The organism is Vibrio mangrovi (assembly GCF_024346955.1).
Classification (GTDB): Bacteria; Pseudomonadota; Gammaproteobacteria; order Enterobacterales; family Vibrionaceae; genus Vibrio; species Vibrio mangrovi.
Genome location: NZ_AP024883.1, coordinates 162629 through 175944, shown reverse-complemented (window position 1 = coordinate 175944; position 13316 = coordinate 162629). Strand labels below are relative to the sequence as shown.

At 44.0% G+C, this 13316-nt stretch carries 9 protein-coding genes and 5 tRNA genes; 2 read left to right on the top strand and 12 right to left on the bottom strand.

The window, feature by feature from the left end:
* Nucleotides 1-103: 103 nt before the first annotated feature.
* Together OCU74_RS00785 and OCU74_RS00780 are read left to right on the top strand one after the other, a co-directional pair.
* The gene (locus tag OCU74_RS00785; protein WP_087481642.1) at nt 104-796 is read left to right on the top strand and encodes a helix-turn-helix transcriptional regulator; all 693 of its coding nucleotides are present in this window, start codon (nt 104-106) and stop codon (nt 794-796) included.
* A gap of 64 nt (nt 797-860) precedes the next feature.
* Nucleotides 861-1181: a hypothetical protein gene (locus OCU74_RS00780; RefSeq protein WP_087481643.1), complete on the top strand. Its 321-nt coding sequence runs from the start codon at nt 861-863 to the stop codon at nt 1179-1181.
* Nucleotides 1182-1713: 532 nt separating this feature from the next.
* Here the strand turns inward: OCU74_RS00780 and OCU74_RS00775 are convergent.
* From OCU74_RS00775 to OCU74_RS00720, 12 genes are all read right to left on the bottom strand, one after another.
* Complete coding sequence (locus OCU74_RS00775) at nt 1714-3699, bottom strand: HAMP domain-containing methyl-accepting chemotaxis protein (RefSeq protein ID WP_087481644.1); 1986 nt, start codon at nt 3697-3699, stop codon at nt 1714-1716.
* 45 nt (nt 3700-3744) lie between these two features.
* Nucleotides 3745-4584 (bottom strand): sugar ABC transporter substrate-binding protein, encoded by an 840-nt coding sequence (locus tag OCU74_RS00770; RefSeq protein ID WP_159457440.1) that lies wholly within the window; start codon nt 4582-4584, stop codon nt 3745-3747.
* Between the two features lie 675 nt (nt 4585-5259).
* On the bottom strand, nt 5260-6216 hold the full coding sequence (locus OCU74_RS00765; protein WP_087481646.1) for an SPOR domain-containing protein: 957 nt from the start codon (nt 6214-6216) through the stop codon (nt 5260-5262).
* Between the two features lie 163 nt (nt 6217-6379).
* Nucleotides 6380-7318 carry an ABC transporter permease gene (locus OCU74_RS00760; protein ID WP_087481647.1) on the bottom strand — a complete coding sequence of 313 codons (939 nt, stop codon included), beginning with the start codon at nt 7316-7318 and terminating at the stop codon, nt 6380-6382.
* 2 nt (nt 7319-7320) lie between these two features.
* Nucleotides 7321-8298 (bottom strand): ABC transporter permease, encoded by a 978-nt coding sequence (locus OCU74_RS00755; RefSeq protein ID WP_087481648.1) that lies wholly within the window; start codon nt 8296-8298, stop codon nt 7321-7323.
* A 166-nt stretch (nt 8299-8464) separates the two neighbouring features.
* Entirely contained in the window at nt 8465-10021 is a 1557-nt protein-coding gene (locus OCU74_RS00750) for an ABC transporter substrate-binding protein (RefSeq protein ID WP_087481649.1), read from the bottom strand.
* A gap of 63 nt (nt 10022-10084) precedes the next feature.
* Entirely contained in the window at nt 10085-11803 is a 1719-nt protein-coding gene (locus OCU74_RS00745) for an ABC transporter ATP-binding protein (RefSeq protein WP_087481650.1), read from the bottom strand.
* 885 nt (nt 11804-12688) lie between these two features.
* Nucleotides 12689-12765 (bottom strand) — tRNA-Pro (locus tag OCU74_RS00740).
* 8 nt (nt 12766-12773) lie between these two features.
* Nucleotides 12774-12849, bottom strand: a tRNA-His gene (locus tag OCU74_RS00735).
* Between the two features lie 10 nt (nt 12850-12859).
* Nucleotides 12860-12936 (bottom strand) — tRNA-Pro (locus OCU74_RS00730).
* Between the two features lie 110 nt (nt 12937-13046).
* Nucleotides 13047-13122: transfer RNA gene (locus tag OCU74_RS00725), tRNA-His, on the bottom strand.
* A gap of 31 nt (nt 13123-13153) precedes the next feature.
* Nucleotides 13154-13230: transfer RNA gene (locus tag OCU74_RS00720), tRNA-Arg, on the bottom strand.
* Nucleotides 13231-13316: the final 86 nt, after the last annotated feature.

Sequence of the window (13316 nt, the reverse complement as noted above, 5' to 3'; positions counted from 1 at the left end):
GTACGGTGATGCAAGAATGAGCGTTACTGTTGCCTGAATAAGCAAGAATCAGTAAACAATCCATTCACATCATCTGTCACATCAGAACTCCGGAGATTATTGTTTGAGAAAATCAGATCGACTTTTTCAACTGACAAATATTTTGCGTAAACATCAGCCGATTACGGCAAAGAAACTGGCTGAAAAATTGATGGTTTCTGAAAGAACTATCTATCGCTATATTGATGATTTATCCGTTTCCGGAATTCCTGTTTATGGGGAACCTGGCATTGGATACCGCTTATCCGAAGGATTTGAGTTACCACCACTACAACTGTCGCCGAATGAATTAGAAGCTCTGATTACCGGAGTGAATTTTATCGCATCATTAACTGGTAAAGACTTTGCATCTTCCGCCCATTCTCTGCTGTCCAAAATAGAAGCTGCGATGCCAGACACATTACTGTTTACCGCAGACAAAGATCGAACCGTCAGAGTTCCCGCAACCCACAGTAAGTTATCCGGGTATCATCTGTGGGAAAAAGTACATTCAGCAATAAAATCCGGAAGCTGGCTGGTAATGACTTATGAGTCTATCTCCGGGAATGTAACAACCCGAACCGTGTTCCCTTTAGGGCTATTCTATTGGGGAGGAAAATGGACTGTCGGTTGCTGGTGTAATTTACGCAGTGACTACCGGGACTTTAGAGTAGACCATATCGTTGATCTGAATCTCTCCGGTGAAACACCGGTATTACCGGAAAATATTTCTCTTCAGGCTTATATCACTATCCGGGAAAAACACGAAAGCCACTGACAGAGTGTTGTCAGTAGCCATGCCTTATGGTTGACCTCTATTGATAAACAAAAGAGGTATTCATATGATTCATCACGGCAACATTGAAAATTTCGGCGGCATGGAATTCGCGACATTCAAGCTCAAAGAAGGCGTTACAGAAGCAACATTAGTGGAACTCTCCCGGAAAGTAGAATCAGAGTTTCTTACCAATCAGGAAGAGTTGATTCTTCACTTCCTTGTCCGCGGTGCTGACGGACTCTATGCCGATGTAGCAATTGCCAGTTCACAGTCGAAGGCAGAGGAATACTGCCAGCAATGGCTGAATCATCCGGTTGCACTAGAATATTTAGAACTGATCGAGAAGGAATCTGTGGCGATGAGTTTCTGGACCCGAGTTAACTAATCCGTTTGATCTAGGCGTATTTTTTATTTTTTGCTCTGCCTCAGCCAGCTTTACACTGCTGTTTGATGCGCAATGACTCTTTCAATTTCAGTCACCACAACGACCGCGCACCAGTTCCTTTTGGTCAACGCCAAAAGGAACCAAAAACGTTTTAACATGAGCCTCAGCGCACGCTATCAGGGTCGGATTTATTCGCATCCTGCTCAGCAAATCCTGAAAAATCATCCCTGATTTTTCCCCTGAGTTCATCGACCAATCGGCTTCTATTATGTTTTACCCAAATTAAACGGATCGCTGAACGAAGAAAACCATTCAAGGATGAATGGTTAGGCTTTTCCGGGCAGGATGCCCGTAAAAGCCGGTTCTGGACCACGTGTTACCAAATCAACAAAAAAAGATTTCCTGGTTCCTCTTTCATCTCCGAAAGAGGAACTGGCGCACATGACACTGATGTTCCTGAAACTGGTGAAATTCATTGTGCGTCATACTACAGGAGCAAATAGCAGAAAATTTTCAAGAAGTAACACGCTTCCTAAACCCGATACTTTTCAATCAACTGCCGCTGATGATACGACTGCTCTTTCAGGCTCAGACTTGAATCTGCGTTATTTTTGGCTCCCTGAGCGGTTTCTTCTGCTGAATCACTGATATGAACAACACTGGCACTGATTTCTTTTGCTGTCGCACTCTGCTCTTCTGTTGCCGTAGCAATTTGCATGTTCATTTCCACAATCTGAGTAATCGCACCGCTCATCCGGCGCAGACCAGAATCTGCCTCTTCAGCCGCAGCAATGTTCGTCTCATTTTTACTCACGTTGATATTGATTGTATCGACAACAGCCCGAATCAGATTCTGCATCACTTCGATCATCTTCTGAATCTCTTCTGTGGAGTTCTTAGTCCGGCTTGCCAGTAAGCGAACCTCATCGGCAACCACCGCAAACCCACGGCCCTGTTCTCCGGCACGGGCGGCCTCAATCGCGGCATTTAACGCCAGAAGATTGGTCTGCTCGGCAATCTCCTGAATCGTCTCAATAATGCCGTCAATCTTCTGTCCGTACTCGTTCAGTTCCAGTGCCGTTTGTGAGGTTTCTTCAATCTGCTCAGCCTGCTCTTTTATATTATCGACGGCTTGCTGAATCATTTGCCCGACACTCTGTACCTGCTCACTGGCCTGCTCCGCAGCCATCATTGTATCCTGCGCCCGCTGTGCAACCTCTGCGACAGAACTTTCCATCTCAGTCATGGCTGATGCAGTGCTTTCAAGTAACTGTTGCTGATGACTCACTGCAGAAGTTGTCTGTTCGCTGACTCTGGCATTTCCGTCAGAAACCTGAGTCAGGTTATCTGCCGAACTGATCAGTTCAGAAAATGTCTGACGCAGATTGTCAGCTAAATCGTTCAGATATCCGCCTAACTCACCAAATTCATCTCTTTTAGATTGATCAAACCGGACCCGCAAATCACCCTGAGTCATTTCCATCAATGCTTCCCGGAATCGCTTCAGAGCCTGTCTTACCCACCCGGCAATTCTGAGCGGCATCATGACTGCAATTAAAACTGCGACAGCACTTACGATAAGCATTACCCGCTCAATTAGTGCGATACTGGCCTCCGAATCCGTCTGAGCATTGCGGACCATTTCCTGCGCCTGTCCGACAAATGAGTTGACCGACACCAGTAAGCCATCAATATTCTTATTCGTCTCCGCCAGTAATTCGTTCACCTGCTCTTTGTTCTGAGCCTGCACATTATAGAGCTGATAAAGACCATTCGGGTCAGTCAATTCGAACAGGAGAGGCTCAAGCATCAGAGTAAACAATTTTCCTTTATCGGTGTCGTACTGTTTGATGACTTTAAATAGCCCGGAAATAACAACATCTGCACCTTCGAGTCTTGTATTGAAACCTGCCAGCTTGCCATCGACCAGATAAGTACTAAATGCGTTCAGCACACGTTTCACTTCTCTGTCCAAACCAACCACAGTTAACTGAAAATCTTTATCGGTATAGCGGCTGGATGAATATTTAGCCAAATAATAAGTCAGACGACGTTGTAGATTATTCAGAATTTTTAACTCGCTGTTGATCTTCTGGTTAATCGAAATCGATTGACGATGAAGTGTAATCAGTTCTTTCGAATTAGCTGAGTAGTTCCGGCGATTCTGTTTAATATCAGTTAATGCTTCTGACAAAACTTCACTCTGAACAATTAAATCATTAGGAATAGTATTTATCATATCAGTCAAGCGAGACTCAATATCGTTGAATGATGATTCAATTCCATCAATATGTTCCAGATGATCTTCGTTGTACATTGACATAACAATCTGGTTTTGTTGTAGAATATTTACTTTAATATCATTAGCTCTCTGAGAGAGTGGCAGAGTATCATCTGTAATTCGGTGTAAATCTTTCTGAATCTGATTCATGGCATAATAACTAACCATTCCCATCGCAAGCAGAGCAACCAACAAGATAGCAAAGCCACTGACAATTCTTTTTACTAAAGACATCATGCAATCCTCTATATAATATTTATAAGCTGCAAGCACTGTTTATTATTAATTATTTAAAAGCTGCTTATAATTTTCAGGCGTGATTAAGCGGAATGGGATCCAATAAGGTGATTCAACGTGCTGTCTGGCCATGAGTTTATAACTCACATCAACACTTCCTCTCGCCTGAGCAACGGCATCCTGTAATACCGTCACATCAAGATTACCTTTTTCCATCTCTTTTAATGCATCCTGCGTTGCATCAATACCACCGGTAAAATATGATTTCACATTCAGCTTTGCATCCTGTAGAGCCATCATTCCACCAATGACCATCTCATCGTTGTTCGACACCAGAATGTTGAAATCAATTTTCTGTGCTACCCAGTTGGTAACAATCTTATAGCCCTGATTTCTCTGCCAGTTACCAACCTGACTGACAACCAGTTCCATTCCCGGATATTTAGCTAAAACATCCTTCACATCTTGAGTTCTCATTTTAGCGGCCGGATGATCAGCAGCCCCGACTAATAAAGCAACACGGCCCTGGTAGTTTGCCAGCTTCGCCAATGCTTCCATCTCCATCGTACCGGACATAGCTTCATCCGCACCGACATAAACCACATCTTCCGGCAGCTTAGACAAATCGGCAAAAGGCTCGTTGTTTACAAATACTATCGGTGTACGACCGGCAGCCTGAATCAGTTGCTGGTTATATTTCTCATCTCCGGAAACAGCGACAACAATAATGGCGTCAACACCAACCTTCACGAAACTTTTGATCTGTGCCAGTTGGGTATCAAAATCCCAATAGGCATAATCCAGATAAACATCATCTCCCCGCTCATCAATTGCTGCCTCAATATTGGTCGCGATGATATTCAGGAAGTTATCATCATTGCTCATGGAGACACCGATTAATTTAGCTGACACAGTACTGGAAAATACTAATGTAAGTATGGGAAACAAAAGCCGAACCCATTGTTTATTTATTCTTAACCTATCAAAAAAAACGCTCATTCAAAAACTCCGGTTCATTAAAACATATTTACATGTCATTATTATTCTTGTAGAAATCCCACAGAGATATAGTCATAGCCATGTGACTACAATAAATTTATTATTATATTTTCTTTCAGAAACTTTATAATATTGGTAAACAACTGATACAAGTAGATCTTATCTATATAATTACACCACCCACAAACCAACTGAGATTAATGTTGTTTATATCAGTTAATTGCCTGAGTGAAATAAATAATAAAAACTGAAACAGCATGAAATAAAATTTCAAACTCTAAGTCGAAACCAATATTAGTAAATTATATAAAAGCTGACGTTTATTCTAAAAATCACAAACAGAAATAAGTTTTAATAAAACATTTCTGATTATTATTAATATCTTCTAGTAGTATTTATCAAGTTAATAATCTTGTACCACAAAAAAACCGGAATACCGCTATGAATTATGCTGGTAATACCAAAAAATTTGACGGGACTAACATAAGATAAATCCGATAAGGATTTTTCTATAAACTTATCGGATCAGTTCAACACATGCTCTGATATATACCCAGATAACTATTGAACACAAAGAACATTCAGTAATGATGTCCCTTTTAACTGACTTACCTTTCCACTAGTGAACATGCCTTTTTTATTCACTCCCCAATAAGGGAGATAAACCGGCCATTTTTCCCGGGTCATAACCTGAGACGCCAATAGTTGGTGCCATTGACGCTCTGTCGCCAGATTCATGCCAATTTTTTGGCAGGTCGCATATGCCTGATCATAGCTTAACCGATTCCAGGGCAGTTCATATTCCATATAAAACTGAGAAGCTTCCCTCCCCAGAAACGGAATCGCATAGTTAACACCTGCAATCGCTGTCTGTTTGCGGATGGTGATATTTCCTGCAGCCGGGATTGTTATTGCTGCTGAAGGAGACTTAGCCGGTTCTGCCACAGGATGAGGCGTCGGTGCTTTTGGCTGAGCCATTGGTGTTTGAGGAGCCACCGTTTGAGGTGCTGGTGGCTGAGCAGGTCTGCTTTTAGGAGCAGATGCTTTCTTTGGAGGAGATACTTTTTGCGGCCTGGATACCGAAGATAACTTTCGGTTTTTACTCACTTCCCGGATAAAGGCTTCATGATAGTCAGGTAGTTGACGGATTTTATCCAGCTCCAGTCTTGCCTGACGAATATTATCATACGGCCCGATCAGACAGCGGTACTGATTGGTTCCGGGTTTCATCCAGACATCTGTGGAAATTTGCTGGTAGAGAACTTTCGCATCCTCTAATGGCATCGGCTGTTTGAAAATACCACACTGGATCCAAAACATGGAATCCTTGCCCTGAGGCTGGCGCTTTCCCCATAAGCCTTCGCCAACAGGACACGCCCGGTCAAGAACAGGGAGCTCCTGTGTCGATGCCTGCGTTGCATCACAAAGAAATTCTTCTTGTGCATTCACCCAGTGAGCCCAGAAAGCGGAATAAAATAAGGCGAGACTCATCAGGGTACTTTTGGTGACTGTCATCATCACATTCACAACAAAGTCCTTTCATTACATTAAGTAGTCAGATAATCAACTGTTCACAACACTGCTCCGATACGATCCAAAGAATATATGCAAAAAAAGAGCCGTATCTCATCATATACGGCTCAGTTTAGGAAAATTTTCATCGAAAAATCAATCGACTTCGTCATCCTTTATAAATTTTGGGATTAAATACATCCCTGAGCCAGTCTCCAAGCAGGTTAATGACCAGAACAAGCATCACCAACACAATTCCCGGAAATGCGGTAATCCACCATGAGCCGGAGAAAATATAGTTAAATCCGATACTAATCAGTGAGCCTAGTGACGGCTGTTCAACCGGCAAACCCAGACCGAGGAAAGAAAGTGCCGCTTCAGACATGATCGCATTGGCAACCTGAACCGTTGAGATCACCAGAATCGGAGACAGGCAATTCGGCAATATGTGACGGAACATGATCCGTGGAGACTTAAACCCCATGACCCGGGCAGCTTCCACATATTCTTTCTTCTTCTCAGCCAGAACCGAGGCACGAATCGTCCTCGCATATTGAGGCCATTCAGCAATACCGATAATGACAACCAACATCACAACCGCATATTCACTATAGAACTCACTACCGAAACTTGCCTTAAAAATTGCCGAAACAATGATGGCGACCATCATTGTTGAAAATGACAGCTGGACATCAGCAAAACGCATCAGGAAGTTATCGATTCGTCCGCCAAAATACCCGGATGACAAACCGATAATAATCCCCAGAAACAGTTGCAATCCTACGGCCAGAAAGCCGATTGTCAGAGAAAGTCTTGAGCCATATAACATGGTTGAGAGTATATCCCGACCCTGATCATCAGTGCCGAGTAAAAAGCGGCTTTCACCATCAGGCATCCACATCGGTGGAATTTCAGAATCCATGATATCCAGTGATGTCAGATCATAAGGGTCAGTCGGTGCAATGACCGGGGCCAGCAAAGAGACCGCAACAAAAACAACAAAGACGGCAAAACTGAACATTGCCACTTTGTCATGCAGAAAATAGTACAGAAAATCCGATTTTTTAAAACGCTCCCAGAGAGACGGGGCGGATACAGTCGTTTTCATCATCACGCTCCTTTTCCGGTGAGATTTACAGTTGGGTTAATCAATCCATATAACAGATCGACAATCGTATTGGTGACCACAAAAATGAGTCCGACGAAAATCACGTATGCTGTAATCAAAGGTGTATCAACCCGGTTGATTGCTTCCAGAAACAGAAAACCGGTCCCCGGCCACTGAAAAACAGTCTCCGTCAGGATGGTGTACGCCACCATCGTACCGATCTGAACCCCGCCAACGGTCAGGACCGGTAGCATGGTATTTTTCAGCGCATGACGGTAATAAATTTTGTTCAGTGCCAGACCTTTTGCCTTGGCAAATTTAATGTATTCGGAACTCAGCACTTCCAGCATTTCCGAACGCACCAGACGAATAAACAGCGGCAACATGATCGATGCCAGAGAGATACACGGCAGAATTAAATGAGCTAACCCGTCCAGCGTAAAGTAGCCGGATTCCCAGCCCAGCACATTGGCGGTTTCTCCCCGCCCATAAGAAGGCAGCCATCCCAGCTCAATTGAGAATACATACATCAGCATGATTGCTGTCAGAAAGACGGGAATCGAAATACCAATACTACTCGCGGCCATGACAACCTTGGTAAAAAAGCTTTTTGGATGTATTGCCGAATAAACACCAAGGGGAATCGACAGACAGATAATGATAACCGTTGCCCCAAAAACCAGTTCCAGCGTTGCGACCAGTTTTTCCAGAATTACGTCCAGTGCCGGGCGCTTGAAGAAATAAGACGTGCCCAAGTCACCATGAGCCGCAGCTTTGACAAAACGGGTATATTTAATCAGAAACGGATCGTTCAATCCCATCTCATCACGCAGCACTTGTCGCTGTGCTTCTGACACAGACTGGCCCACCAGCTCACGCAATGGATCGCCTAAATTATCCTGGATAGCAAAAGCCACCACACTAATTACAAACATCACGACAAACGCCTGAATAAGACGCTTGATCAGGAAAGAGAACATACCTTGCCCCTTGGCTATCTATGACGACGTTACAAGCCGAATGACCCTAACGAATGTTCAGTCTGAAAAGGACGCTTATCCGACTGAACTAAATAAGCGCCACAATTGAAAAACAGGAAAACAAATACAAACCTGCTCCCGAAGAGAGCAGGTTAAGCAGATGTCGTTACTCTTTGACGACCAGATCACCCAGATATGGATAGTTCATAGAGTTGACGATCGGTTTGATATCCACATTTGATTTTGCACCCCAGGCAAGGTTTTGCCAGTGTAATGGTACGAATGCAGCATCCTGATACAGTTTCGTTTCAACCTCTTTCAACATAGCTGAACGCTTCGCCGGATCGGTTTCAACATTTGATGCATCAACTAAACGATCGACTTCAGGATTTGAGTAATAACCACAGTTATACTGACCTTTACCCGTTTCAGCATTCCGGGTCATCATCAGATACTCGGTAAAGTTTCCGGAGTCCTGAGTATCCGACTCCCAGCCAATCATCAACATATCTGCAGAACATTTATCAAATTCAGGCCAGTACTGTGCTTTTGGCATTGTTTTCAGGTCAACTTTGATACCGATCTTAGACAACATAGATGCTACAGTCTGAGCGATTTTTGCATCGTTCACATAACGGTTGTTCGGTGCAATCATCGAGATTTTGAAACCTTTCTCATAACCGGCTTCTTTCATCAGAGCCTTGGCTTTTTTCAGGTCATAACGTGGCTTCAGATCAGGATTGTAGCCAGTAAACCCAATCGGGCTCTGTTGCGCGGCTGCGGTCCCGAAACCTTTCATGATTTTTTTCACGATACCGGTGTTATTGATGGCGTAAACCACAGCTTCGCGAACACGCTTGTCTTTAAATGCAGGCTGGCTATTCTCATTCATCTGGAAGGTAATAATGCGTTCACCGGAAATGGTAACCAAATCAATCCCTTTCGCTTCATCAATCCGCCCGAGATCATTCGGCGCAACCGGTGCAATCATATCAACATCACCAGAAAGTAATGCCGCAACACGGGTTGCATCTTCTTTGATTGGCACCCAGGTCAGGTGATCAACATTCCCTTTTGAGGCTTTATCCCAGTAATCTTTGAACCGTTCGAATTCAACTTTCACACCTTGTTCGCGGTAGGTGATCATAAATGGACCGGTGCCAGATTCATTAGTCGATGCAAATGAGTTGCCGTGTTTAACGATTTCTGACTTATCTTTACCGTCTGCGGTTTTTCCTGAATAGAACTTACTGTCCATGACAAAAATATAAGTCGCATTTTGCAGGATAAGTGGATATGGACCTTTGGTAACCAGATCAACGGTATAATCATCAACCTTCACGGCCTTGGTCACTGAGTCAAAAATACCTTTGTAATCACCCGATGATTTCAGACGGTTAAACGTCCAGATAACATCATCAGCAGAAAAGCTGTTCCCGGAATGAAACTTCACTCCCTGACGCAGGTGAAAACGCATCGTTGTATCATTGATTCGTTCCCAACTTTTCGCCAGACGGGGTTCAAACTCTTTAGACTGGGTGAGGCGAACAAGCGGGTCAAAAACCATATGAGAAAGTTGTAGGGTTGCACCTGACAACTGTTCCTGAGGATCCATCGATACCGGATCGGCATCATAAGCAATCGTAATATCCGCAGCTGATGCTGCAAAACTAAGACCAACAGCCATCAATGCCACTGCCAGTTTGCTTTTCATCATTTTCATTGCATAACTCCTTATGCGGGAAGTGCATCCCTTAGTATGTTTGCTTCTGTTTTATGGTTGAGATCAACTGATAGCCGCAATATCTTCTTTGAGCCCGGTAAATTCAGGCATCAGAGAGATCAACTGACGGCTATATTCATGCTGCGGAGCAGAAAACAGTGTTTCTGTCGGCGCAACTTCAAGTAATGTTCCCATCTTCATCACGCCAACCCGATCACACATCTGGCGTATCACCGGTAAATCATGGCTGATAAAGAGCATCGTCAGATTTAATTCTGTCTGTAAATCTTTCAGCAGATTAAGAATCTGAGCCTGAACCGAGACATCCAGCGCTGATGTCGGCTCATCACAAATTAACAGTCTGGGACGGGTTGCCAAAGCACGGGCGATAGAAATCCGCTGACGCTGGCCGCCGGAAAATTCATGCGGATATTTCACGCCGGACGCCCGGCCTAAACCGACATGATCCAGCAAATCGCTGACAATCTGCCGTGTTTCAGCTTCGTTTCTCGTCAGGTGGTGAAAGCGAATCGGCTCAGCAATAATGTCAAAGACCTTCATACGAGGATTCATTGAAGTGTATGGATTCTGAAACACCATCTGCATCTGGCGGCGAAGTGGCCGACGAGCTTTTTCTGAAGCCAGTGCAGTCAAATCAATCCCTTCAAAAGTAATTTTTCCGGAATTCGGTGTGTACAAACCGGCGATGACCCGGGCGATAGTGGACTTCCCAGAGCCGGATTCCCCGACCAGCCCAAAGGTTTCGCCTTCCATAACCTCAAAGCTCACATTATTTGAAGCCTGCACATATTCACGCCGGCTTTCAAACAAAGAATCTTTGGTAGTAAAACGCAGGTTTACGTTTTCAACCTGCAATAACGCACCGGTATAGCTCCGCTGATCCTGACTCTGTCCAAGCCAGTGATTCTTCACATCCAGCGGTTCCATCTCACTGGCTTCTTCGATGTAGCTCACCAGCGGAAAACGATCAAGTTTCACATCCGAACGCGGCACCGCTGAAATCAGGCTTTTCGTATAAGGGTGTTGCGGTGTTCCCAACACTTTTTCTGTCGGACCGAATTCAACCAGATCACCACGATACATCACCGCAACCTGATCAGTGACATTCGAAACAACGCCCATATCGTGGGTAACCAGCATGCAACCAACCTGATGCTGAACACACAGTTCCCGAATCAGATTCAAAATCTGGTCCTGAATGGACACATCCAATGCTGTGGTTGGCTCATCGGCAATAATCAGGTCTGGTTCTCCGGCCAAAGCAATGGCAATCACAACCCGTTGGCGCATCCCTCCGGAAAACTGGTGCGGGTACTGTTTTAAACGATTTTCCGGTTGTGGAATCCCGACCTGCTGCATCAATGAAAGTGCCCGTTGATAAGCTTCCTCATCGGTCACTTTCATATTGGCATGAATCGTTTCTTTCAGTTGTTGTTCAACGGTAAATAACGGATTGAGCGATGTCATTGGATCCTGGAAGATAAAACCGATTTTCGATCCCCGCACACTTCTCATCTGCTCAGGAGACAGTCCTGAAATCTTTTCACCATTTAAATAGACCTCACCACCAGCAATCACGCCCGGAGGACTCAGCAGATCAATGACTGCATTTCCGACTGTTGATTTACCGGCACCGGATTCTCCTACGACGCCGACGATTTCTCCCCGTTCAATCTGGAAAGAAAGTGATTTCACTGCGGCATGAACACCATGACGTGACGGATATTCGATTCGAAGATTTTTAACTTCTAAAAGAGACATGACAAATTTTGACCTCTGACGCCCGAAGCTGATACCGGGCTTGAAGAGTTGAATCCTTTCATATCAGCATATTCTGCTGACTACTCACAAAGTCTATCATTTTGCAAAAATTTCAAAAAAAAGCAATAAATACAGTATAAAAATTCAATAAAACCGCAAAAGTCACGATAATAATCGAATAAAAATGCTTTTTTTGTGCATTATTCTTATATACAAAAAGTGCAAAAAGCCGCATAGAAATGTAATCGTAATCAGATATAAGTATCAATAAAAATTCAAATATAAGAATAATAATCTAAAACAGTTTTTGACCAGTAAGCTCAACACTCATACAGAAAAATGCTATAAATCCTCTGATAAGAATTGAGAGCATCCAACAAAAATCATACAACTAATATATTAGACCAATAAAACCAATTATTCTGGTTATTAATTCCACTCACATATTAACTAAACTGTTACAACTTACATCTTGACCATATAGTCAATTATGCTGCACCAAAATCGTTACCTATCCATACTGATCGATAAATATTCATGACTGCGACTCAATCAGATTTAGATCATACTCTCACTAGAGATTCGCAGTGCATGTTTACCAAGACTTATATGAGAAATAAGCAATTAGAGATATATAGATTTGGTTTTTATGTGAAATTGGCAGGTAGGTAACAGCAGAGACAAAAAAGCCCCGGCATCTGCCGAGGCTTCGAAAGTGGTCGGTGAAGAGGGATTCGAACCCCCGAAAACCATCCTCTGGTCCGCTTATTTTCAGGGAACGGATGCGCTACCAAACTACGCTATTTATGTTTTGCATGATGAAAGCGGGACACGGAACAAATGTCGGATACAAAAAAGCCCCGGCATTTGCCGAGGCTTCGAAAGTGGTCGGTGAAGAGGGATTCGAACCCCCGACCCTCTGGTCCCAAACCAGATGCGCTACCAAACTGCGCTATTCACCGAGAATAAATGGGGTGGCTAACGAGACTCGAACTCGCGACAACCGGAATCACAATCCGGGGCTCTACCAACTGAGCTATAGCCACCACTGAAAAGTGGTCGGTGAAGAGGGATTCGAACCCCCGACCCTCTGGTCCCAAACCAGATGCGCTACCAAACTGCGCTATTCACCGATACATATTTCTTTTATTAACTGCCACTGCTACAGGACAAATACCAGAGGCTCACAGCACGCGAATCTTTCTGAAAAACAACCTCAATCGAGTCTATTCTCAAGAGAAGATGGGGTGGCTAACGAGACTCGAACTCGCGACAACCGGAATCACAATCCGGGGCTCTACCAACTGAGCTATAGCCACCATACGTCTGTTGCCGACAATTCCTCCGCAATGGCGCGCCCGAAAGGATTCGAACCTTCGACCTTTGGCTCCGGAGGCCAACGCTCTATCCAGCTGAGCTACGGGCGCTTCATGCCCTATCGGCGGAGTGGAATGATACGGATATCACTCTTTGGCGTCTAGCTTTTTTTCAACTTTTTTTACCGTTTGACGCC